The 22,298-nt window shown below is 60.9% G+C and carries 20 protein-coding genes; 16 read left to right on the top strand and 4 right to left on the bottom strand.

What is annotated here, in order from left to right:
* The first annotated feature begins 129 nt into the window (after positions 1–129).
* Genes ACWTV3_RS02505 through ACWTV3_RS02490 form a run of 4 tightly spaced genes read left to right on the top strand, consistent with a single transcriptional unit; the run spans position 130 to position 3,294 of the window.
* Positions 130–957, top strand: a complete 828-nt coding sequence (locus tag ACWTV3_RS02505) for an ABC transporter ATP-binding protein (protein ID WP_498476687.1) — start codon at positions 130–132, stop codon at positions 955–957.
* Positions 954–1,631, top strand: coding sequence for an ABC transporter permease (locus tag ACWTV3_RS02500; protein ID WP_498476686.1), 678 nt, complete (start codon positions 954–956; stop codon positions 1,629–1,631). Before ACWTV3_RS02505 ends, ACWTV3_RS02500 begins: the two co-directional genes overlap by 4 nt.
* Complete coding sequence (locus ACWTV3_RS02495; protein ID WP_498476685.1) at positions 1,628–2,380, top strand: ABC transporter permease; 753 nt, start codon at positions 1,628–1,630, stop codon at positions 2,378–2,380. Before ACWTV3_RS02500 ends, ACWTV3_RS02495 begins: the two co-directional genes overlap by 4 nt.
* 2 nt (positions 2,381–2,382) lie before the next feature.
* Complete coding sequence (locus tag ACWTV3_RS02490) at positions 2,383–3,294, top strand: ABC transporter substrate-binding protein (RefSeq protein WP_498476684.1); 912 nt, start codon at positions 2,383–2,385, stop codon at positions 3,292–3,294.
* An 82-nt stretch (positions 3,295–3,376) separates the two neighbouring features.
* Here the strand turns inward: ACWTV3_RS02490 and ACWTV3_RS02485 are convergent, their stop codons facing one another.
* Positions 3,377–4,072 carry a DedA family protein gene (locus ACWTV3_RS02485; RefSeq protein WP_498477930.1) on the bottom strand — a complete coding sequence of 232 codons (696 nt, stop codon included), beginning with the start codon at positions 4,070–4,072 and terminating at the stop codon, positions 3,377–3,379.
* 58 nt (positions 4,073–4,130) lie between these two features.
* A complete protein-coding gene (locus ACWTV3_RS02480; protein ID WP_498476683.1) occupies positions 4,131–4,895 on the bottom strand; it encodes an aminotransferase class IV in 765 nt (254 codons plus the stop codon).
* 11 nt (positions 4,896–4,906) lie between these two features.
* On the opposite strand from ACWTV3_RS02480, the gene ACWTV3_RS02475 reads away from it, so the two are divergent.
* The 8 genes from ACWTV3_RS02475 (at position 4,907) to holA (ending at position 16,390) form a co-directional block, all read left to right on the top strand.
* Positions 4,907–6,310, top strand: a complete 1,404-nt coding sequence (locus ACWTV3_RS02475; protein ID WP_498476682.1) for an anthranilate synthase component I family protein — start codon at positions 4,907–4,909, stop codon at positions 6,308–6,310.
* A gap of 175 nt (positions 6,311–6,485) precedes the next feature.
* Complete coding sequence (gene leuS / locus ACWTV3_RS02470) at positions 6,486–9,092, top strand: leucine--tRNA ligase (protein ID WP_498476681.1); 2,607 nt, start codon at positions 6,486–6,488, stop codon at positions 9,090–9,092.
* 365 nt (positions 9,093–9,457) lie between these two features.
* Positions 9,458–9,946, top strand: coding sequence for a hypothetical protein (locus ACWTV3_RS02465; RefSeq protein ID WP_498476680.1), 489 nt, complete (start codon positions 9,458–9,460; stop codon positions 9,944–9,946).
* A gap of 188 nt (positions 9,947–10,134) precedes the next feature.
* Positions 10,135–11,220: a hypothetical protein gene (locus tag ACWTV3_RS02460; RefSeq protein WP_498476679.1), complete on the top strand. Its 1,086-nt coding sequence runs from the start codon at positions 10,135–10,137 to the stop codon at positions 11,218–11,220.
* Positions 11,217–12,224 carry an aminotransferase class I/II-fold pyridoxal phosphate-dependent enzyme gene (locus tag ACWTV3_RS02455; RefSeq protein WP_498476678.1) on the top strand — a complete coding sequence of 336 codons (1,008 nt, stop codon included), beginning with the start codon at positions 11,217–11,219 and terminating at the stop codon, positions 12,222–12,224. Before ACWTV3_RS02460 ends, ACWTV3_RS02455 begins: the two co-directional genes overlap by 4 nt.
* A 143-nt stretch (positions 12,225–12,367) precedes the next feature.
* Complete coding sequence (locus ACWTV3_RS02450) at positions 12,368–12,958, top strand: ComEA family DNA-binding protein (protein WP_498476677.1); 591 nt, start codon at positions 12,368–12,370, stop codon at positions 12,956–12,958.
* Positions 12,955–15,330 carry a ComEC/Rec2 family competence protein gene (locus ACWTV3_RS02445; protein ID WP_498476676.1) on the top strand — a complete coding sequence of 792 codons (2,376 nt, stop codon included), beginning with the start codon at positions 12,955–12,957 and terminating at the stop codon, positions 15,328–15,330. The genes ACWTV3_RS02450 and ACWTV3_RS02445 overlap by 4 nt, the downstream gene beginning before the upstream one ends.
* A 31-nt stretch (positions 15,331–15,361) precedes the next feature.
* Complete coding sequence (holA, locus tag ACWTV3_RS02440; protein WP_341619765.1) at positions 15,362–16,390, top strand: DNA polymerase III subunit delta; 1,029 nt, start codon at positions 15,362–15,364, stop codon at positions 16,388–16,390.
* Positions 16,391–16,539: 149 nt separating this feature from the next.
* Here the strand turns inward: holA and rpsT are convergent, their stop codons facing one another.
* Complete coding sequence (rpsT, locus tag ACWTV3_RS02435) at positions 16,540–16,800, bottom strand: 30S ribosomal protein S20 (protein WP_100388784.1); 261 nt, start codon at positions 16,798–16,800, stop codon at positions 16,540–16,542.
* A gap of 455 nt (positions 16,801–17,255) precedes the next feature.
* Here rpsT and ACWTV3_RS02430 point away from each other — a divergent pair, with 455 nt between their 5' ends.
* The 3 genes from ACWTV3_RS02430 (at position 17,256) to ACWTV3_RS02420 (ending at position 20,201) form a co-directional block, all read left to right on the top strand.
* Positions 17,256–17,618 carry a DUF4190 domain-containing protein gene (locus ACWTV3_RS02430; protein WP_498476675.1) on the top strand — a complete coding sequence of 121 codons (363 nt, stop codon included), beginning with the start codon at positions 17,256–17,258 and terminating at the stop codon, positions 17,616–17,618.
* A 113-nt stretch (positions 17,619–17,731) separates the two neighbouring features.
* A complete protein-coding gene (gene lepA / locus ACWTV3_RS02425; RefSeq protein WP_498476674.1) occupies positions 17,732–19,600 on the top strand; it encodes a translation elongation factor 4 in 1,869 nt (622 codons plus the stop codon).
* Between the two features lie 4 nt (positions 19,601–19,604).
* Entirely contained in the window at positions 19,605–20,201 is a 597-nt protein-coding gene (locus ACWTV3_RS02420) for a DUF1990 domain-containing protein (RefSeq protein WP_498476673.1), read from the top strand.
* Positions 20,202–20,243: 42 nt separating this feature from the next.
* Here ACWTV3_RS02420 and ACWTV3_RS02415 read toward each other — a convergent pair whose 3' ends face one another.
* Positions 20,244–20,915, bottom strand: coding sequence for an HAD family hydrolase (locus ACWTV3_RS02415; RefSeq protein WP_498477929.1), 672 nt, complete (start codon positions 20,913–20,915; stop codon positions 20,244–20,246).
* A gap of 104 nt (positions 20,916–21,019) precedes the next feature.
* On the opposite strand from ACWTV3_RS02415, the gene hemW reads away from it, so the two are divergent.
* Positions 21,020–22,270, top strand: a complete 1,251-nt coding sequence (gene hemW, locus ACWTV3_RS02410) for a radical SAM family heme chaperone HemW (protein WP_498476672.1) — start codon at positions 21,020–21,022, stop codon at positions 22,268–22,270.
* Positions 22,271–22,298: the final 28 nt, after the last annotated feature.

Here is a 22,298-nt window from a genome sequence, read left to right as displayed (position 1 = left end):
CTGATTTCGCTCTATGCGAATTTGCCTGAGTTATACCCAATCGGGAATGACAGCGGCGTCGAATACTGTTTAGCTATTAGTGCTGGCAAGTGTCGATCCGCGCATGGGCGCGAGGAATGAGCCGAAATCATGATTGAATTTCGTGCAGTAACCAAGCGTTTCCCCGACGGAACCGTGGCCGTCGAAGACTTTAATCTCGTGATTCCGTCGCGAAAGATTACAGTCTTCGTCGGGTCATCGGGCAGTGGTAAAACCACTCTGCTCCGGATGATCAACCGAATGGTCGATCCCACGGATGGCGACATCGAGATCGATGGCGACAGCATCATGGGCAAAGAGCCGGTGGCTCTGCGACGCAGCATCGGCTACGTCATGCAGAACTCCGGGCTTCTTCCGCACTTCAAAGTGATCGACAACGTCACTACCGTGCCAACGCTTAACGGCGTGCCTAAAAAGCAGGCTCGTGAACAAGCTCTCGAGCTGCTCGATACCGTGGGCCTCAGTCGAGGCCTAGCGGATCGCTACCCGAGTCAGCTGTCGGGCGGCCAACAGCAGCGCGTGGGTGTGGCACGCGGCCTTGCCGCTAACCCCAACATCCTGCTGATGGATGAGCCTTTCGGTGCGGTTGACCCGATCGTGCGCGCGGAGCTGCAACAGGAGACAATCCGCCTGCAGCATGAACTCGACAAGACGATCGTCTTCGTCACGCACGATATTGACGAGGCCTTTTTGCTGGGCGATCAGGTCGTCATCTTGGAAAAGGGCGCCAAGATCGCTCAGGTCGGCAGCCCGAACGAGATCATGGCTGCTCCGGCGAGCGACTTCGTGGCGAACTTTATCGGCACCGACCGTGGCAAGCGCGCCCTTACTCTCAAGAAAACGGAAGCTGGGACGATCCTGGTCGACAGTGAAGGCCGCGGGGCTGGCGTTCTTGTCGGGGGATCGGAGTCGGCGTGACGTGGATCATCAATAATCTTGATCTGATCTGGGGCCTCACGCTTGAACACATTCGGCTGAGCATCCCGCCGATTGTTATTGGCTTCCTCATTTCAATCCCGTTGGGCTGGCTGGCGTATCGCTTCAAGCTCACTCGAGGCATCCTGCTGACCCTTGCCGGTTTGCTGTACACGATTCCGTCGCTCGCGCTGTTCGTGATCCTGCCGCCGCTGTTGGGCATCAGCTTCCTCAGCGAACTCAACATCACCATCGCGCTCACGCTTTACGCCGTTGCCATCATGGCTCGTTCGGTAGCGGATGCTCTTGCCTCAGTTGATCCGGCAATCCGTCAATCGGCCACCGCTGTAGGTTTTGGCGGCTGGCGTCGATTCTGGACCGTGGATTTCCCGCTCGCGGGCCCCGTGGTACTCGCGGGCCTCCGCGTCGCGGCTGTGTCGACGGTGAGCCTTGTGACTGTCGGAATTCTCATTGGAGTGCAGAGCCTCGGCTATCTCTTCACTAACGGCTTTCAGCGCCGAATCTTGGAAGAGATCTTCGCCGGGGTCGTGATGACAGTGATTGTCGCGTTATTGATCGACCGCGCTCTCGTGCTGCTGGGCCGGATGCTGATGCCCTGGACGACGGTCGCTAAGCGCAAGACGCCCGCTCCCGCACTGGAAGGAGCACCCGCATGAACTTCCTCATAGAAGCAGTGCAATGGCTCTTCTCTCCGGAACGACTCGTGGGCACTAATCCGATTCCGCTCAGGCTCGAAGAGCACCTTTTCTACACCTTCTTTTCGGTAATCGTTGCGGCGCTCATCGCGATTCCCCTCGGTTTCTACATCGGGCACACGGGTAAGGGGCGCGACTTCGCCGTCGGGTTATCGGGAGCTGCACGCGCCCTGCCCTCGTTTGGTCTCATCCTGCTTCTCGTGCTGCTGATTGGGGTGACTCAGGTTCAACTCCAGCTCGCAGCAATCACGGCGTTCGTTCTTTTGGCCATCCCCTCGATTCTGGCGGGAGCGTATGCGGGAATAGAAGCGGTGGACCGCCGCGTTATAGATTCCGCGCGCTCCGTCGGTATGACGGAATGGCAGATCCTCTGGAAGGTAGAAGTTCCGCTGGGTCTTCCGTTGCTCATCGGTGGGCTCCGCGCAGCAACCCTGCAAGTCGTCGCCACCGCAACGCTTGCGGCGTACGTGGGTCTCGGCGGCCTCGGAATCTACATTTTCCGTGGTCTCCCTCTCCAGCGTTATGACGAGATGTTGGGCAGCGCGCTACTGATTGCGGCGCTCGCTCTGGTTCTCGATGGAATATTTGCGCTCATCCAACAATTCGCGGTTCCCCGCGGAGTTTCGGCTGGGCGTGCTAAAGATGTCCGCACGTCATCAACTCGACGACGTGCGGTGGCAGCAAAACCTGCCCAAGAAAGAAGAGGATAGAAATGTTCACAGCTAAGAACAAAGGCCGGCTCGCGCTTGGCGCCGCCGCGGTCGGGGTTGCAATTGCCCTGTCAGGGTGTGCAACTGGTGATCCCCTGGACTCCGGATCGAGTGACGAGAACACGAACAGCGACACCATCGTTGTCGGCTCGCAGGCTTACTACTCGAACGAAATCATTGCCGAGATCTACTCGCAGGCACTGGAGAACGCTGGCTTCGAGGTCGAGCGTCAATTCCAGATCGGCCAGCGCGATGCTTACCTGCCCGCTCTTGAGAGCGGCGAAGTAGACATCATCCCCGAATACACGGGAAACCTCCTCCAGTTCTACAGCGCTGACACCACGGCAACGGCATCAGAAGATGTCTACGCTGAACTCGCTGGTGCGCTGCCCGAGGGCCTCACGGTTCTCGAACAGTCGTCGGCTACTGACCAGGACTCCTATAACGTGACGGCTGACTTCGCGGCAGCTAACTCGTTGACGAGCCTCGCGGACCTCGCCGATGTCGCGGACCTCAAACTCGGTGGAAACGCTGAGCTCGAAGAGCGCCCCTATGGTCCTGCCGGACTTGAGGACGTCTACGGCGCCACGGTTGGCTTCACCGCGACCGGTGACACCACCGTTGCCGCACTCGTCGAGGGAACCATCAACATGGCTAACGTCTACAGCGCCGACCCGCGCATCCAGACCGAAGGCCTCGTTACCCTGACCGACCCTGAGGGCCTGTTCTTGGCCTCGAACGTCGTGCCTCTGGTGAACGCAGACATCGCCGACTCGATCGCCGATGTTATCAACGCCGTCAACGCCAAGCTCACCCCTGAGGGCCTCGTTGCTCTCAACGTGGAAAGCACCGTTGACAAGATGTCGTCTGACGACATTGCCACCGCATGGTTGAGCGCCAACGGCCTCATTTAACGCTGGCTACAACTGAACACGCTGCTGGCTAGTCCAGCACGAGGGGCGGATGCACGTGCATCCGCCCCTCGGTCGTTAAGAGTTATTCAGCGTCGTGGTGTTCCATGTGACGCTGTTGCGAGCGATGCAACAGCTTCTTGGCGATCACGGTGACGATCGCGATGACGGCCACGATGGCGACGAAAATATAGCCCGCGTAGTGCAGTTGATCGAGCAGCTCCCGAAAACTGCCTGCCGTGAGGGCGCCTACAGAGACGTACGCGATTGACCAAATGCTGGTGGCGGGAACGGTCCACGCCATAAAAGTGCGGTACCGCATCGTGCTCATGCCCACGGTTACGGGGATGAGCGAGTGCAGCACGGGCAAAAAGCGTGAGATGAAGACGGCAATGCCCCCTCGGCGCCCCAGATAGCGTTCGGCCTGCACCCAGTGCTGTTCACCGATGCGCTTGCCGAGGCGCGAGTGCCGAATCTTGGGACCAAAGTAGCGGCCAAGGGCGAAGCCGACGCTCTCGCCGATCAAGGCTCCCACGACCACGACCGCGATGAGGATGGCCGCCTCGAAGACGCTCCCTACGGCTGTGCTTGCCACCAACACCACTGTGTCGCCGGGCACGAGAAGGCCGACCAGTATCGACGTCTCCAGCATGATCGCCACGCCCGCGAGAATCGTGCGGAGCACCGGATCGACCGACTGCACGGTGTCAAGAATGTAGCTCAGCGCATCGTTGACCCACTGTCCGAAGTCGGCACTAGCAGCACTCGGTTCAGCGCTCAGAATGAGGTCTACGGGATCCACGCAACGAGCCTAGCGAGCAAACCCGAAAGCTCTCTGGCTAAATGGGGCGTGCCAAAGCGCCCAGGCGGGTGCGCCACTGTTCGAGCCGACCAGGTTTCTCGGCAAGCTCCGGGCCATCGACCCACTTCGAGACAATCCGGATGCCGTGCAGCGCATTCACGACCCAGACTTCGGTGCCCGCGAGCTCCGCCGGGGTGACCGCTTCTTCGTGGGTATCCAGCCCGAGCGCGCGGGCCAACGTCAGCACGCTGCGGGCGGTAACGCTATCAACACGCTCAAGCTCTGCCGGCGGACCGCAGAGAATCTCACCACGCCACCACAGCACAGCGCTATAGGCGCCTTCGATGACGAAGCCTTCCTCCGTGAGCAGAATCGCCTCGTCGGCGCCGTGGGCGCGCGCTCCTGCCTGCAGCGCGCCCATCGCGTCGATATCGGGGCCTTTGACCGCGGGCGCGGTGCGCGGGTCGGCGCCCCGAAAACTTACGGTCGTGGCCGAGCGCTTCAATTCGGGGTTCGCGCGCAAGCGCAGAAAGAACTCGACTCCGCGTAGCTCGACACGCGGAAACCACGTACCGGCGCGGGGGAGCGCCGCGATCGCAGTAGTGAAGAACAGGTCGGCAGTTTCTTGCTTGGCGGCGGGTACGGCATCCAGAAACCGTTGGCGGTGCAGATTGAGTGCGAGCACTGAGCCCGAGTTCACGAGCCAGGAATCGGCGACGGTCATCGGGGTTGTCGGCACCTCGTCGGGGGAGATCTCGAGAAGTTTGTCGTTCTGCCACCGATAAATTGCGTCCGCACTCATAGGCTTAGGTTATGCGCTCTCGCGTCTTGACTGCTGCCTTGCCGCGCTGGGTTGACCCTGCGGCAGTGTTTGGCGAACTCATGGCGCAGCAGGCGTCGGATGCCGCTGGTGCCGTCTGGCTCGACAGCGGAGCGGCGGCCGCTTCAGGGCGCAGCTACCTCGCCGTTTCGACTCGGGCTGTGCTGAGCACGGAGCTCAACGAACCGGTCTTCGAGTGGATGCGCCGCGAGTTCGCAGCGACAGACATCGATCACTCTGCTGCGCCCGCCGGCTTTCGGCTGGGCTGGGTCGGGTGGCTCGGCTACGAACTGCGCCGCGAGTCTCTCGGGGTTGGGGTAACAACGCCCGCAACGACTCCGGATGCCGCCTGGCTGTGGGTAGATCGTGTGATCGTTGTCGACCACGGGTCTCGCTCGCTCAGCGTGCTCGCGCTCGGCGACAGTTGGACGGGCGAGCTCGCGAAGTGGCGCGACGGTATTGCGGCTCTCGTCGAGACAGCAGCGACCCGCACCGCAACGGCGACGACCTCCCCAACCACCTCGTCGCCCACGGCAACACACCCTCCGGTGCCCGCCCCCACCGCGGTCTGGCGCGACTCCGATGCCGATTACCTCGAGATGATCGCAGCCTGCCAGCGGTCGATCGTCGAGGGCGATGCCTACCAGCTGTGCCTCACGACGAGCGTGCACGTCGACCACGGCGACAGGCCCGCGGATCCGGTCGCTACGTATCTCGCTCTGCGCCACGCCAACCCCAGTCATCACGGCGGCTTCATGCAGGTGGGCGAGATCTCGCTCCTCAGTTCCACTCCCGAGCAGTTCCTAGCGATTGATCCCTCGGGGTTCATCGAGACGAAGCCAATCAAGGGCACGCGCCGCCGCAGCGCCGACTCCGCCGAAGACCAGCGCCTTGCCGCCGAGCTGCTGGCCAGCGACAAAGAACGCGCCGAAAACCTCATGATCGTCGATCTCATGCGCAACGACCTCGGGCGGGTGTGCGAGGTCGGCTCCGTCACGGTACCGAAGCTGTTCGCCGTAGAAAGCTACGCGACCGTGCACCAGCTCGTCAGCACCATCCGGGGTCAATTGCGCCCTGACGTGAGCGCCGTCGACGCCATCAAGGCTTCGTTCCCGGCGGGATCGATGACCGGCGCCCCCAAACACTCCGCGACTCTCATTCTTGATTCGCTCGAGCGTGCCCCGCGCGGCATCTACTCGGGCGTCTTTGGGTACGTGGGCCTCGACGGTGCCGTTGACCTCGCCATGGTCATCCGCTCTATCGTCATGGATGCTCGGGCCTCAACGATCGGGGCTGGCGGCGGAATCACGGCCCTTTCGGTGCCCGAAGAAGAGCTGGCCGAGGTCAAGTTGAAGGCAGCAGCGCTGCTGCGAGTGCTGGGTGTTTCGGGCGACTGAGCGGTCGAGCATCCACTCTCGGTCGTAGTGAACGACCGGTCTACCGAGTTGCTGTGTACTGTGAGATGCGTCAACTCATAGACAATGGAATAACCCGACACTTTTTGGCCCCCTCGAGCGCGGCCGTGAGTTGGGTAATCTTAGATCTTCCCTGTAACGAATTGAGAGTGTTTACGTGACTGAGCAGCCCAACTTTGCTGGTGCACACGACGACCGCGAGAGTGGCTCGGACTACGATGTAGCCGCCATTCACGCTAAGTGGCAAGCCAAGTGGGAAGAGCTCAAGCCGTTCGCGACGAGCGACCCCGAAGACAAGCGCCCACGCAAGTACATTCTCGACATGTTCCCGTACCCCTCGGGCGACCTGCACATGGGTCACGCCGAGGCCTACGCCTTTGGTGACATTGCGGCGCGGTACTGGCGCCAGCGTGGCTTCAACGTGCTTCACCCCATTGGATGGGACTCCTTCGGCCTTCCTGCCGAGAACGCCGCCATCGAGCGCGGCATCGACCCTCGCGGCTGGACGTACGACAACATCGACCAGCAGAAGAAGAGCATGAAGCTCTACGGGGTCTCCTTCGACTGGGACCGCGTTCTGCACACGAGCGACCCCGAGTACTACAAGTGGAACCAGTGGCTGTTCCTCAAGATGTACGAAAAGGGCCTCGCGTACCGCAAGGATTCCTGGGTCAACTGGGACCCGGTAGATCAGACCGTTCTCGCCAACGAGCAGGTTCTGGCCGATGGTACGTCCGAGCGTTCGGGCGCGATCGTCGTCAAGAAGAAGCTCACGCAGTGGTACTTGAAGATCACCGATTACGCTGACCGTCTGCTCGATGACTTGAACCAGCTCGAGGGCGCATGGCCGTCGAAGGTTCTCTCGATGCAGCGCAACTGGATCGGCCGCTCGATTGGTGCGGATGTCGACTTCGAGATCGAAGGTCGTGACGAGAAGGTCACGGTGTTCACGACGCGCCCCGACACTCTGTACGGTGTGACCTTCATGGTCGTCGCCCCTGATGGAGACCTCGCCGCTGAACTCGTTGAGGGTACCGACGACGAGACGAAGGCATCGTTCGCGAGCTACCTCGAGCAGACTCAGAAGCAGACTGAAATTGAGCGCAAGGATGCTACGCGCACCAAGACCGGCATCCCGCTGAACCGTTTTGCAATCAACCCGGTCACGGGGGAGCGCATCCCGATCTGGACTGCAGACTACGTACTGGCCGACTACGGCCACGGTGCCGTCATGGCTGTGCCCGCGCACGACCAGCGCGACCTCGAATTTGCGATCAAGTTCGACCTGCCTGTGCGCGTTGTTCTCGACACGAACGCGCCCATCACCGGTGCGATTCCTGTTCTGGAGCTCGACGAGAACGGTATGGCGATTCTGCCGGATGATCTGCCGCCGCTGAACCCTCGCGACACCGGACAGTCGTTGCAGGGCGATGGCCGCATGATCAACTCGGGTCCGCTCGACGGGCTCAGCAAGTCCAACGCGATCAAGAAGATCGTGGAACAGCTCGAAGCTGCCGGCACCGGCCGCGCCGCGAAGACGTATCGGCTGCGTGACTGGCTGATCAGCCGTCAGCGCTTCTGGGGAACCCCCATCCCGATCATTCACGGTTCGGATGGCGAACTGATTCCGGTTCCCTTCGAGCAGCTGCCCGTTGAGCTGCCGTCGACCGAGGGCCTTGATCTCAAGCCCAAGGGCAAGTCGCCTCTCGCTGCCGCCGAAGACTGGATCAACGTTGAAGACCCGCGCGATGGCAGCCCTGCCCTGCGCGACGCCGACACGATGGACACCTTCGTTGACAGCTCCTGGTACTTCTTGCGCTTCTTGTCACCGAATGATCCCAACAAGGCCTTTGACCCGGCTGAGGCCGAGAAGTGGGCTCCCGTCGACCAGTACGTCGGTGGCGTCGAGCACGCGATTCTGCACTTGCTCTACTCGCGCTTCATCACCAAGGTGCTGTTCGACCTCGGTTACGTCAGCTTCACGGAGCCCTTCAGCGCGCTGCTCAACCAGGGCATGGTTCTCTCTGAGGGCAAGAAGATGTCGAAGCGCAGCCGCAAGGCCGTCACGTTCTCGGGCGAAATTGCCGAGCACGGCGCCGACGCCCTGCGACTCACGCTGGCCTTCGCTGGTCCGCCCGAGGAGAACATCAACTGGGAAGACGTGTCGCCTGCGGCATCGCACAAGTTCTTGGCTCGGGCGTTCCGCGTAGTGCGGGATGTCACGAGTGCTCCCGAGATCGAGTGGAAGACGGGCGACACCACGCTGCGTCGCGCCACCCACCGCTTCCTCGCTGATGGCCCTGGCCTCGCTGAGTCGTTGAAGTTCAACGTACTCGTTGCTCGCATCATGGATCTCGTGAACGTGACCCGCAAGGCTATCGACACCGGTGCTGGCGGCGGCGACGCTGCAGTTCGTGAAGCTGCCGAAGTCATCACGATCGCCCTCAGCTTGTTCGCGCCGCACACGGCAGAAGAGATGTGGGAGAAGCTCGGCTACGAGCCCACGGTCGCTCTTGCCGGCTGGCGCAAGGCCGACCCGGCGCTCCTCGTTGAAGAGTCGGTGACGGCTGTCGTTCAGGTGGATGGCAAGGTTCGTGACCGCCTCGAAGTCTCGCCCAAGATTGATGGCGCCGACCTCGAAGCTCTGGCCATGGCATCAGAAGCGATCAAGCGCACCGTCGGTGACCGCGAGATTGTCAAGGTCATTGTGCGGGCGCCGAAGATCGTGAGCATCGCGACTCGTCAACAGCCCGCCGAAGGCTAAGAGACTCCACACCTTGTGACTAAGCGCGCTCCGAGCAATCGGGGCGCGATTAGTTTGTGGAGGTGGAAGAGTTTGAGCAGGCCCGTCAAGCGCGGCTACGGGCACCCCCCCCGTTAGGGGGAGACAGCTCAGCAAAACCTGAGTTATTCTTTCAATAATGGCCGGTTGGCCACGATCAATGTAGATCAAATTGGAGGAAGACAATGGAAGAATTGGTCGCTCGAATCGAAAAGGACCACCTTGAAGCTTTGAAGCGAGGTGAGCTGGACTGCTGCTCAAACCCTGTCGCGACGTAGCAATAGTTGGGAGGGAGCGCTGACGCTCCCTCCCATTTGTTCGCCGAGGGACCAATAAAGGGGAGAAGATTGATTAGCGAAACATACAAACGAACAGCTCTATCGCGGATCGAGGGCAGGCCCTCTGAGACGTTGGAGCGTCAGTTGGGCGAGTGCCTAAAATACTTGGCAATCGTATCGATGACCGAGGGGAGGCGAATTCCAGTTACCCCAGAGGTCGACGACGTGTGGCATGAACTGCTGCTTCAAACAAGCAGCTATCGTCAGTTATGCGGCTCGCTGCCAGGAAAGAAGTTTCTGGATCACGAATCGATAGACCCACTCTCGTACAACGAGCGAGTGGGAGATGCAGCCTTCGTGCGGGAATGGGTCCAATGGATTCCCGACTACGTACAAAGTTTCGGTCCTTTCACCGCTGAGGTTGCCCAAGATTGGAACGTTGTGCGATTTTTGCAGGATGAACTCGCCATGTCTCTAGACCAGATCAATGAATTTGGGGCAAATAGCGAAGCGATTGCCGTCGTACCACGAGATTCCCTGTGGTCCGCTCTTTCCTAACGCGAGGAAGCCTTGCAGCGTTGGGCGCGTTTATTCCGAGCGTTCGTCCTGTCCTCATTCTGGGCATATTGGTCGTTTCTTACGACGCATCTGTGCAGACAGTGGTGGGTCTTACTGGAACCTACTTTGGGCTTGCTCTCGTCCTCGTGGCCGGTTTTACGGTTTCGGCGATCTTCCGACTATCTAGAATGAAGAACGAGAGCGTCGAAGCCCTCCGGGCTCCGATTACCGAAGAGTTTCGACTCGCGAGTGGTGCAGCGGTGTCGTTGGGCGTTTTTGCGGCCGCCGGTGGGTTTCTATTGCCACTCGTTCTCAGTGTCGACCCGGTCCTGTTTCGTACGTATTGGTTCGGGGCTGCGTTGTCGCTCCTAATCTTGCCGTTTTCAGCAACCCTCCTTGGGGTCTATCAGACTCGGAATCGTGATGGAGAAAACCTTGCAATTGCGGTAACGGCTGCGCTTTTTCAGGTTCTAGTTGCCGTCTCTGTCGTTGCAGCGGAACTATCTTCTTTGAACGCGGTCTTAGTCATTGGGGTGAGCGGGGTGGTTGGCGACGTGGGTGCTCTGGTTTATAGGCTCAAGCGTTTGGGATTCGAAGAGGGTACTACCCGCCGTGTTTTAGCGGATAGCGTGCGCCTTTTTGTCGCCAGTCCTATACATGCTATTCGTGAGTTGCCCAGTCGGCTGAAACCAGCGCTTGATGGTCTTGTGCTCATGACAGTTTTCACTGTCGCGGGCACGGTCGCTGCAGCTAGCGGTCCGAGAGACGGAGCAGTTGTTGTGCTGGTGGTTGCGTTGATGCGGGCTGTAGTCATTCCGCTTAAGCAATTTGGATTGGTTGGAGGGCGACTTATCGCTCAAGCGGGAGGGACGCTGGCGGATGATCGGGCTAGATTCCTTCAGCTAACGGCGATAGCAACGGGGATCCTCGTATCAATTGCGGCGAGTCTATTAGTAGTTCGAGCCATAGCTACACCATTAAGCCTGATCCCTTGGATGATCGTTTCGATGATGGCGCTACAGCTTTGTATGGAGCCGGTCACAGGCTTCGGGTTTGGGGCGCAAAAAGTGCTGACATCCCCCACATTCGGCCTTAAGAGCCTCGTCGTTATTTCGTTGGGCTTGACCATTCCTGCGCTACTTACTCTTTGGCTGTTGGGCTTGGGATCCGCGGAATCCATCTGGGCGGTTGTATTTTTGGGAAGGCTAGTTTTCTTCTCGTCGCTCGTGATTAGGCTTGCAAACTTGTCATCAGCTTCACAGCTCAGAAGATGAAAAGTCGAAAGGAGCAAGTATTCGCGTTGCCGCCGAAAGGTGTCTCCTTCGCATTGCCGAGTGAGGACTTTCCTGAAGAGCTGAAGAAGCAAGTCGCTAAGCGCATGGTAAGTATCGAGTGGAACAAATACATAGATCCAGAATTGAACAATGCGCGTCGGCAGCTTAGCGACGCTTTCGCGACCGCTCCAGAGTCTCTCATTTTTACCCATGGTTCAGATGACGCAATAGACAGAGTGGTCTCGGGCATGAAGCCAACCTTTGTCCTGCTGCCCCGTGGTGGTTACCCTGGATACTCGCGTTCTGCGGCCAGTTCGGGCTCGCGATCGCTGGTTTATCACCCTGAATCAACGTCAGATGTGCTGGTCGGCATGCTTGAGAGTTGCGTTGGCAGAACGCTGGTCTTTTTGTGTTGGCCAGGCAATCCACTAGGGAATTATGATCAGCTCAATGGTTTGCGTGAAATCGTGGCCAACTCGGATCGTGTCGTCGTGGACCTCACATACCTAAATCCGTTGACAACGGAGTTCGTGGCTATTCTGCATGGGATCATTCAAGCTGGAGCTTGCGCGGCCTTCAGCTTCTCGAAAACCCTCGGCCTCGCGTCTGCTCGTCTTGGGGGGATTGTGTTGCCCGAAGGGCATCATGCAGTTCTTTCCCGCGGCGAACATTTCCCGTGGACTCTATTCCAGCTTTGCGCCTTAGAGACGGCTCTCTGCTCCGAACCGGAGACGAAGCAACTACTCGCTCGAATGGTCACGAACCAGAAAAAAGTCAAGGCTGAACTCATTTCTTCTATCGAGGAAGTGGGCATTCCAGTGCGAAATGCAGATGCTGACAGCTTTCTAAGCGTCGACTTGGCGAGGCTAGCTGGGGGTGTCGAGGTCGGCACCTTGAACTTCCCCGTCGGTTCGAAGCAATATCCTTCCCTTGACGTGTTGAGGCTTGACGTCTCGCAGGCGAACGTCTCTTGGATGCAACAGGTTAAGGCCGCGCTGACCTAATCGTTGTCGCTGGCGGCTTTACCTTGAAGGGAAGGCAGCGAGCAGGCGCGGGCGACTCGTCAACAGCCCGCCGAAGGCTAAGCCACTCCACACGTTGCAACTAAGCGCGCTCCGAGCAATCGGGGCGCGCTTAGTTTGTGGGGGTGGAAGAGTTTGAGCAGGCCCGTACAGCGCGGCTGCGGGTGCGCGTTGGCGCTGTCATCGTGGTGGTGCTTGTGGCGCTCGGTTGCGCCGTGCTTGCGACCGCACTCACGGGCAGCCCTACTGCCGTAGAGATCGCGCGCGGAGAAGTGGGCTCGGGCGAGGATGCGCTCGTTGTTGAGTCGCCGTCCCTTTTTGTGCACGTCACCGGGGCTGTGGTGCGCCCGGGGCTCTTCGAGCTGACTGAAGGATCACGCGTCATTGACGCGATCGCTGCCGCCGGAGGTTTCACCGAAGACGCGAAGCAGGATCAGCTCAACCTCGCGCGTGTGCTGACCGATGGAGAACAGTTCGCCGTGCCCGCCGCTGGCGATGAGGATGCCGCGGCCACGGCATCCGATGGACGAGTCAACCTGAATACCGCGGATGCCGCCGCCCTCGATACTCTGCCCCGTATCGGGCCCGTGATGGCCGCTCGCATTCTGGCCTGGCGGGAGGCAAACGGGCGCTTCACGAGCATCGACGACCTCCGTAACGTCGCAGGAATTGGAGACGCTACCTTCGACGGGTTGCGCGAGCTGGTCACGGTATGAGTCTCGACCTACGGCTCAGCCTGCCCGTGGCGGCTGCGTGGCTTGTTGCCGCCATCGTAATCGGGGTTCCAGCGTGGGCGCCTGCTGTTGCCATTGCGCTGTGGCTTGCGACCGGGGTGCTCATCGCGGGTGCGCTGCTGAGCCAGCAGCGTTTTCTCGCGAGCGTCGCCTTGGGGTGCGCTCTGGCCGCGTTGTGCTCCACGTCTGTCGCTGTTCATGCTGAGACCCGTCAACCCGAAGCGCTGGGTGAGCTGGCTGCGAAGCACACGACGGTTACTGTCATTGCGACAACTACCTCTGCCGTCAAGGACAGCGCCGACTTCTTCCACGCAACAATTTCCACTCTCGAGGCCGACGGCGAATCAATCCAACTCAAGTCGCCCGCCTTGATCTTCACGGAACGCGGGAGCTTTGGTGCGGTCGATGCCGACCCTGATATACCGCAGCCCGGTCTAGACCCCTCGAATACCGACGACGAACCGTGGGGGATCGGCGTCACATTCACGGTCACGGGCACCTTGGCGAGCACTGCCCCGGGCGATGGGCGGGCAGCGCTGCTCTTTGCTACTGACGCGCCGGAGTGGCTGGCCGATCCCGGCTGGCAATTCGACTGGGCGAATCAACTGAGACGCACGTTTGCGGCCGCCACCTCGTCGTTGCCGGGCGGTGGCGGGGAACTTCTGGGTGGGCTCGCCATCGGCGATACCAGCGCCGTGAGTGACGACTTGGACGCCGCGATGAAGACCAGCTCATTGAGCCACCTCACAGCAGTGTCGGGCGCCAACTGCGCGATCGTCGTCGGGCTAATCATGGCTCTCGGCGGCCGGGTCGGTGCCCAACGGACCCTGAGGATCGGCCTCTCCATTCTCGTGCTGCTCGCGTTCGTAGTCGTGGTCACTCCAGACCCCAGCGTGCTGCGGGCAGCGCTCATGGCAACGTTCGTGCTGATCGCGCTGGGCAGCGGCAGGCCGATCCGAGGAATGGCGGTGCTGTCACTCGCAACGATCGCCCTCCTCGTCTTCGACCCCTGGCTAGCGCGCAACTTCGCGTTCGTGCTCTCGGTGTTCGCCACGGCAGGTCTCCTTCTCTTTGCGGAGCCACTCGCGCAGTTTTTGGGGCGTTGGATGCCGCGGTGGCTGTCACTGGTGATCGCCGTGCCGTTGGCCGCTCAGCTGGCCTGCCAGCCCGTGCTGCTGCTCCTGCAGCCCTCGCTGCCGACATACGGTGTGATCGCCAACGTGTTGGCTGCACCCGCAGCGCCGATTGCGACCGTTGTCGGTCTCGCGGCCTGCGTGGCGCTCTCGGTGATCCCAATCCTCGGGCTGGCATTGATGTGGGTCGCGTGGGTGCCGTCCGCCTGGGTCGCGGCCGTTGCTAACTTCTTTGCCGAGGCTCCGTGGGCGCGCATCCCCTGGTGGGAAGGCTGGGTGGGAGTACTCACACTCAGTGTGCTCACGGTTCTTCTCCTCGCGGCTGTCGTGACCAGCGGTGTCTGGCGCACGCACGCGCGTACGTCTCTCGCTATTGCGTCCACGCTCGCGCTGGCAGTCGTTGTAGGGTCTGCGGTCAGTGCCGCGTTGACGTGGCCGAGAGATTGGCAGTTTGCGCAGTGTGATGTTGGCCAGGGCGATGCGGTGGTTATGCGAAACGGCGAGGAAGTTGCACTCATTGATACCGGCGCCGAACCAGACCTGCTGAAAGCTTGCCTCGATCGACTCTCGATCGACCACATTGACCTACTCGTCCTGACGCATTTCGATCACGACCACGTCGGAGGAACCGATGCTGTTGTTGGCCGCGTGGATGTTGTCCTCGTCGGCCCCACCGGCTCGCCAAGCGATGAAGCGTTGCTCGAGAGCTTTGCGGCGGGTGGCGCGCAGGTTCACTCTGTCAGCGCGGGGGACCGCGGCCAGTTCGGCGAGCAGCAATGGCGCGTGCTCTGGCCACCGGTCCAGCTTTCGGGCATCGACCCCGGTAACGACGCGAGCGTCGTCGTCGATTTTCTGCCGCGCTCCGATTGCCTGAGTCACTGTCTCAGCTCGGTGTTCCTCGGAGACCTCGGCGAGAGTGCTCAAGCTCGTCTCGCTGCGGGTAATACATTCAGGCAAGTGGATGTGGTGAAAGTCAGCCATCACGGTTCCGGAGACCAGTACTCGGCCCTCTATGCCGAACTGCAGGCCACCCTCGGACTCATCGGAGTCGGAGCGGACAACGGCTACGGGCATCCGACCGCTAGCGCTCTCGCCATGCTCGACGACGCCGGAACCGCAGTGGCCCGCAGTGACCTGAACGGACTCGTGCTGGTATCGCCCACCGCCACGTCTGGCGTCGTTTCAGTGTGGTCGGAGAAGGATGTGGGCGCCCGGCATTAGGCTGGGTTTGCAGTTCAAAAAGAGGAGTCTTGTGGCCGCCAGAACCCCCGCCCGATCGCCGGCGAAGTCCAAAGTCGCGATCCCGCAATTGGCGTGGAACAAGGTGCGTCCCGCGCCCATCGTTCTTGTCAGCGGCACGGAAGGCTTCCTCGCCGACCGCGCTATCCGCATGCTGCGCGACACCCTCAAGGTCGAAGACCCCAGTCTTGAAGTCAACGACTTAGAAGCAGATCACTACGGCCCCGGTGAGCTCATCAGCCTGGCGAGCCCTTCGCTCTTTAGCGAACCGCGGATGATCCGCGTTACGAACGTTGAAAAGTGCACCGATGCGTTCATCACCGAAACCCTCGCGTACCTCGAGGCTCCGGCCGACGACACTTATCTCATTCTTCGCCATGCCGGGGGAGTGCGCGGTAAAAAGCTGCTTGACGCTATCCGTGCGGGCAAGGGTGGCGGCATAGAGATCACGTGCCTCGAGCTCAAGAAAGACGCCGAGAAGTACGATTTTGCCTCCGCCGAATTCGCTGCCAAGCGCCGGCGCGTGACGCCGGGCGCCCTTCGAACCCTCGTGTCAGCATTCTCAGCAGACCTGGCAGAGCTCGCCGCTGCGTGCCAACAGCTTCTCGCTGACGATGCCGACGAGATCAACGAAGCCACAGTGGCCCGTTACTACTCAGGCCGCGTCGAAACTAGTGCCTTCAAGGTTGCAGACTCAGCGATTGCCGGCCGCTCAGGCGAGGCGCTGGTGCTCTTGCGCCACGCTCTCGCCTCCGGAGCCGACCCGGTGCCGATCGTCGCCGCGTTTGCCGCGAAGCTGCGTACAATGGCGAAGCTTTCCGGGGGATCGATGTCGTCGGGGCAAGCCGCCAAAATGTTCGGTATGGCACCGTGGCAGGCCGACCGGGCAATGAAAGATTTGCGCGGCTGGAGTGATGCGGGGCTCGGCTCCGCCATTGAAGCCATTGCCGATACAGACGCTCAAGTAAAAGGTTTGGGGCGCGACCCTGTCTTCGCGCTGGAACGAATGATCTCTGTGGTTGCGGCTCGCGGCATCCGCTAGCCCGACCGCAACGGTTAGCGGTTGCTGCGGCTGGGCGACAGGTCCGACTGCTTGCGCCACTGGCTCACACGCACCGCTTAACGACAAAAGCCCCTGACCGCGAACGGTAGGGGCTTTTGTGTGGTCGGCGTAATGCCGATCAGAGAGCTTTAGAGAGCTGCAACCTGCTTGGCCATAGCCGACTTGCGGTTTGCTGCCTGGTTCTTGTGCAGAACACCCTTGCCTGCAGCCTTGTCGAGCGACTTGGATGCTGCCTTGAGGCGCTCGATGGCGGTCTCTTTGTCGCCAGCCTTGATAGCTTCGCGCGTTGCGCGGATCGCGGTCTTAACCTGGCTCTTCACCTGGCGGTTGCGGTCTTGAGCCTTCTTGTTGGTACCAATGCGCTTGATCTGCGACTTAATATTTGCCACGTTTGTGTGCTTTCTTGTTTGTGGATCAGAGATGGTGGGCGGCCGTGGAAGAGAATCGGTGTTCTGATTCCCGGCCGCGATGCGCATACTGTTCGACAAGAACCATATGCATAAGCCAACAGGCAACATTACCAAAGCGGCGGGGATATGGCAATTGCGCGGCACTAGCGCCGTGCAAAGCGGTGTTCGCGGGTTTCGAGACCGTGGAGCTTCCGAAGCCAACTGTCAGCGCAGTCAAGACTAGTGAACGTGGCTGAGTGTCTCGGTTGCCACGCCAAGTTCGCGCGTTAAAGTCGCCAGCCCAGCCCGTTGACTGTTCGCACGAGGGCCGTCCCCCTGCGCTTTCGGGGGTTACCCCGATACCGGCAGCGGCGCGGTTTTTCTACCGTGAATACATGACCTCCTCAACGCCTTCAACCCTTTCACCTTCAGCTCCCTCGTCCTCTGATTCCTCAGTGCCCGTCGAAGGGCCGAGCTTCGTCACAGCAGTCGACGCTCCGGGAGCCGGTGCCACAGCATCCGATGCTTCGGCAGCCGACATTCCGCCCGCGCCCACTTCGCGCAGCACGGCATCCCGCACCATGAGCGTGCTCGCTCTGAGCCTCGGCATCGCGTCGTTCTTCTTCGCCCAGAGCATCGTGGTGCCCCTGGCGGCCGTGATCCTCGGGGTGTTCGGCTTGCGCGACGAGCCAACGGGCCGCGGCTTCTCCATCTGGGGGATTGTGCTCGCGTGTGTAGCAACCTTCGGTTGGGTGCTGATTGTCCTCGCTGGGGCTTTGGCCGCGCTGCCGTTCGTCTTCCTGGCGGCAGCCCTCTAACAGGCGCCGTTCCTCCCGAATCCTTAGCCGCGCATCCGCCCCTTTGGGGCATTTGGCCTGTCGTATTGGGCGGGTGCGCGCAGGAACGTCGGCTTCATGGGAGAATTGGGCGGATGTCTCCTCGCGCCTCTTACACACTTGAGCCTGCTTCGACCGATCCTGCGTTTATCCGCAACTTTTGCATCATTGCGCATATCGATCACGGCAAGTCCACCCTCGCTGACCGCATGCTGTCGGTCACGGGGGTTGTCAGCGACCGCGATATGCGGGCGCAGTACCTCGACCGTATGGATATCGAGCGTGAGCGCGGCATCACGATCAAGAGCCAGGCAGTGCGGATGCCGTGGTCGCTTACCGACGAGAACGGTAAGGAACAGTCGTACGCGCTGAACATGATCGACACTCCCGGCCACGTCGACTTCACTTATGAGGTTTCACGGTCGCTGGCGGCGTGCGAGGGTGCAATTCTTCTCGTCGATGCCGCGCAGGGCATCGAGGCTCAAACTCTCGCCAACCTTTATTTGGCGATGGAGAACGACCTCACGATCATTCCCGTGCTGAACAAGATCGACCTGCCGGCGGCAGACCCCGACAAGTACGCCGAGGAAATCGCGGGCCTTATCGGTTGCGACCCGTCGACCGTGCTGCGCGTCTCGGGCAAGACCGGCATGGGAGTTCCGGAACTCCTCGACGAGGCTACGCGCCTCATCCCGGCTCCGGTCGGTAACGCGGATGCTCCGGCCCGCGCCATGATTTTTGACTCGGTGTACGACGCGTACCGCGGCGTTATTACCTATGTGCGTATGGTCGACGGTCAGCTCTCGCCTCGCGAGAAGGTCATGATGATGTCGACTAAGTCGGCTCACGAACTGCTCGAGATCGGCGTGAGCTCTCCTGAGCCGACTCCGACTAAGGGCCTTGGCGTCGGTGAAGTGGGTTACCTCATCACGGGCGTGAAGGATGTGCGCCTCAGCAAGGTCGGCGACACGGTCACTAACCACGCTAAGCCAGCCGAGGTCGCACTCAAGGGCTACTCCGAACCGAAGCCGATGGTCTTCTCGGGGTTGTACCCGATCGACGGGTCCGACTATCCGGTGCTGCGCGAGGCGCTCGACAAACTCAAGCTGTCGGATGCCGCCTTGGTCTACGAGCCAGAAACATCCGTGGCTCTTGGCTTCGGTTTCCGCTGCGGCTTCTTGGGACTACTTCACTTAGAGATCGTGCGCGAGCGACTCGAGCGCGAATTCAACCTCGACATGATCGCCACCGCGCCGTCGGTTATCTACGAAGTTATGGGCGACGACAAGAAGCTCACGACTGTCACCAACCCGAGCGAGTTCCCTGGCGGCAAGATCGCCAGCGTGACCGAGCCCATGGTGAAGGCATCCATTCTGACCCCGAAGGACTTCGTGGGAACGGTCATGGAACTCTGCCAATCGCGCCGCGGCACCATGCAGGGTATGGAATACGTCGGTACTGACCGCGTCGAGCTGCATTACACCATGCCGCTCGGTGAGATCGTGTTCGACTTCTTCGATCACCTCAAGAGCCGTACGCAGGGCTATGCGAGCCTCGACTATGAACCCAGCGGCGACCAAGAGGCAAACCTCGTCAAGGTGGACATCCTGCTGCAGGGCGAAGCCGTCGACGCGTTCAGCGCGATTGTGCACCGCGACAAGGCCTATGCGTACGGCGTGCTCATGACCGAGCGGCTGAAGACCCTCATCCCGCGCCAGCAGTTCGAAGTGCCGATTCAGGCTGCCATTGGTGCTCGCATTATTGCGCGTGAGTCGATTCGCGCTATGCGTAAAGACGTTCTTGCCAAGTGCTACGGCGGTGATATCAGCCGTAAGCGCAAGCTCCTCGAGAAGCAAAAGGAGGGCAAGAAGCGTATGAAGATGGTCGGTCGCGTCGAGGTTCCCCAAGCTGCCTTCATCGCTGCTCTTTCTGGCGAAGTCGAAGCCGGGAAAGACAAGAAGTAGACCGATGGATGCGCGCACCTACCCCAATGCTCCCGTTACGTACGGGGCGGTCGGTGCCACGCGTGGCAACACTTTCACGGTGCTGCCGCCTGCCGGGTTTCGTCGCGTTCAACGCAGCGCCCGAATCGGCCATGGTGAAGCACGGTGGGCTTTTGCGCGCGAACAGATTCTGACGTGGGGTGTGAAGCGCCGCAGCGGTTTCGGCGTGACGCTTCTTCCGCGCGATCCTCACGGCGAGAATCTCGATCTGTCGATCGACAACGCCGATCATCCGCACGTGCGCCCCGGCGACACGATCGTGCTCTCCATCGGCAGCGGACGGTTCACAGCGCACGAGCCCGTGCGCGTTGTGTATGTCGTTGATGACCCGGCTGTTGCGGGCTTTGCCTACGGCACACTCGAAGGTCATCCGCTGCGGGGAGAAGAATCCTTCATGGTGGAGCGGCGCGACGACAATTCAGTGTGGATGACCGTGCGATCGTTCTCGCGCCCAGCATCGTTCAAGTGGATGCTGGTGTCACCCGCGCTGCGCGTGTTCCAGTACATCGTGGTCGGGCGTTACCTTCGCGCTCTCGCCGGAGCGATTCCCGCTCAGAAGTAGCTGCCTCACCGCGCCGGAGCGCGATGGTGTCTGGGGCCGCGCCTAACCGCGCTGAGCGAGCTCGGCGATCATGCCGAGTACATCGTCACGACCGGCAACCAGATCTTCGACAACGACTAGAGCGCTCGTGTCGCGCAGTTCAGCAACGGTGTAGGCGCCGGTGGCGACCGCGATAAAGGGGATGCGGGCCGAATCGGCGGCCAGGCCGTCGTTCGGGGTATCGCCGATGATCACGCTGGGCTGCTCACCCAGAACGGGAGCGACGAGAGCTGTCAGGTGGTGACGGTCAGGGGAGCGGTCTCCAAAGAACGAGTTGGTCCAGTTGAAGTCGTCTTCGGCGTAGCCTGCCGCGGTCAGCTTCACACGCGAATGCTGCGGGCCGTTTCCGGTGAGCAGCGCGTTGGTCCAGCCTCGACCGCCAGCGTCTCGCAAGGCATCAGCGCCGCCGACAACTGCAGTGCGAACGTAGCCCGTCTCAAGCAGCTTCTGGGTACGCGCATCCAACTCGGCCAGCACGTCGTCGAGCATGGTTGCAGGGTGGCCGTTGAGCTCGAGCAAAGCGGTAAGAATCTGACCTTCAGTCTGCCCGTGAGGGTTCGTGATGAACTTCTGCGGCTCTGTGCCCGTCACGTGGGTGAAGGCCTCGAGATAGACAGCAGCGCCGTCTTTCGAGTTATGGATGAGCGTTCCGTCGATGTCCCAGAGGATGTGCATAGTCACCCACCAATGCTCCCACGCAAGAGGTGCGACAATTGACCAGTGCCCGTCGCTACGACAATGGGCACGTTTTCTTCACCGGTTGTTAAGGGGATTAGTTCGTGCCAGGTGCGTTGCCGATTGCTGATCCTGCTCCTCTCGACGGCGCTTTGCCTGCCAGCGTTGCTCTAGGCTCCCACGACCGTGACTGGAGCGTGTACCTTCACGTTCCGTTCTGTCGCGTGCGCTGTGGCTACTGTGACTTCAACACGTACACGGGTGAAGAACTGCGCGGAGCTAAGCGTGCGGACTACGCCGATGAGGCGATCGCAGAGATCAAGCAGGCGGCCATCGTGCTCGCGAACGCTGGTGTCGCGCCCCGCAAGGCATCAACGGTGTTCTTCGGCGGCGGTACGCCCACGCTGCTCCCTGTCACCGACCTCACTCGCATGCTCGCTGCAGCGCGAGACACGTGGGGTTTCACGGATGACGTCGAAGTAACGACCGAGGCGAACCCTGATTCTGTCGACCGCGATTACCTTCTTGCACTCAAAGAGGCTGGATTCACTCGCGTGTCTTTCGGCATGCAGTCGGCGGTACCGCACGTTCTCGCCACGCTGGAGCGCACGCACGACCCCGAGAAGGTTCCGCATGTGGTGAAGTGGGCGCGCGAGGTCGAGCTCGACGTCAGTGTCGACCTGATCTACGGCACGCCGGGGGAGTCATTGGCCGATTGGGAGCGCTCGCTCGATCACGCCATCGCGCAGAACCCCGACCATATCTCGGCGTACGCGCTCATTATCGAGACCGGTACGAAGCTGGCGGCGCAGATTAAGCGCGGCGATGTTGCTCCGGTAGACGACGATCTGCAGGCAGACATGTATGAGCTGGCCGATAAGAAGCTCGCCGCGGCGGGCTACGACTGGTACGAGGTCAGCAACTGGGCGAAGCGCGACGAAGACCCTGCCATCAGCCACGCAAGCCGTCATAATCTTGGCTATTGGCTAGGCAACGACTGGTGGGGTGTTGGCCCGGGTGCCCATAGCCACGTTGGCGGCGTTCGTTGGTGGAACGTCAAGCATCCGGCGGCCTACGCCGACCGAATTGCGGCTGGTCATTCTCCGGGAGCCGGGCGCGAAACACTCGCGGACTCCAGTAAATATCTTGAGCATGTACTTCTGCGGGCGCGTGTTCGCGGAGGTTTGACAACGGCATCGCTGGATGCTGAAGGTCGCACGGCAGTCGCCGGGCTCATCGCCGATGAACTCGTTGACGCTCCCGCGGCATTCAAAGGAACGATCATCCTGACGCTGAAAGGGCGCCTGCTCGCGGATGCCGTCGTGCGGCGATTGCTAGCAGACGCCCCCGTGTAGAGCGAGAATTCGCGCTACGGCGAAAGTT

The organism is Salinibacterium sp. AL4.1 (assembly GCF_059767305.1).
The sequence above is the reverse complement of the archived record's forward strand: the minus strand, read 5'-3'. Positions and strand labels throughout refer to the sequence as shown.

What these genes read in the sequence shown, in the direction of transcription:
- ACWTV3_RS02495 (WP_498476685.1), top strand. Translation starts at nt 1,628, where the DNA reads ATGAACTTCCTCATAGAAGCAGTGCAATGGCTCTTCTCTCCGGAACGA.
- ACWTV3_RS02460 (WP_498476679.1), top strand. Translation starts at nt 10,135, where the DNA reads ATGAAGAACGAGAGCGTCGAAGCCCTCCGGGCTCCGATTACCGAAGAG.
- ACWTV3_RS02445 (WP_498476676.1), top strand. Translation starts at nt 12,955, where the DNA reads ATGAGTCTCGACCTACGGCTCAGCCTGCCCGTGGCGGCTGCGTGGCTT.
- ACWTV3_RS02415 (WP_498477929.1), bottom strand. Translation starts at nt 20,915, where the DNA reads ATGCACATCCTCTGGGACATCGACGGAACGCTCATCCATAACTCGAAA.
- ACWTV3_RS02455 (WP_498476678.1), top strand. Translation starts at nt 11,217, where the DNA reads ATGAAAAGTCGAAAGGAGCAAGTATTCGCGTTGCCGCCGAAAGGTGTC.
- ACWTV3_RS02475 (WP_498476682.1), top strand. Translation starts at nt 4,907, where the DNA reads ATGCGCTCTCGCGTCTTGACTGCTGCCTTGCCGCGCTGGGTTGACCCT.
- ACWTV3_RS02505 (WP_498476687.1), top strand. Translation starts at nt 130, where the DNA reads ATGATTGAATTTCGTGCAGTAACCAAGCGTTTCCCCGACGGAACCGTG.
- ACWTV3_RS02490 (WP_498476684.1), top strand. Translation starts at nt 2,383, where the DNA reads ATGTTCACAGCTAAGAACAAAGGCCGGCTCGCGCTTGGCGCCGCCGCG.
- ACWTV3_RS02480 (WP_498476683.1), bottom strand. Translation starts at nt 4,895, where the DNA reads ATGAGTGCGGACGCAATTTATCGGTGGCAGAACGACAAACTTCTCGAG.
- ACWTV3_RS02420 (WP_498476673.1), top strand. Translation starts at nt 19,605, where the DNA reads ATGGATGCGCGCACCTACCCCAATGCTCCCGTTACGTACGGGGCGGTC.
- lepA (WP_498476674.1), top strand. Translation starts at nt 17,732, where the DNA reads ATGTCTCCTCGCGCCTCTTACACACTTGAGCCTGCTTCGACCGATCCT.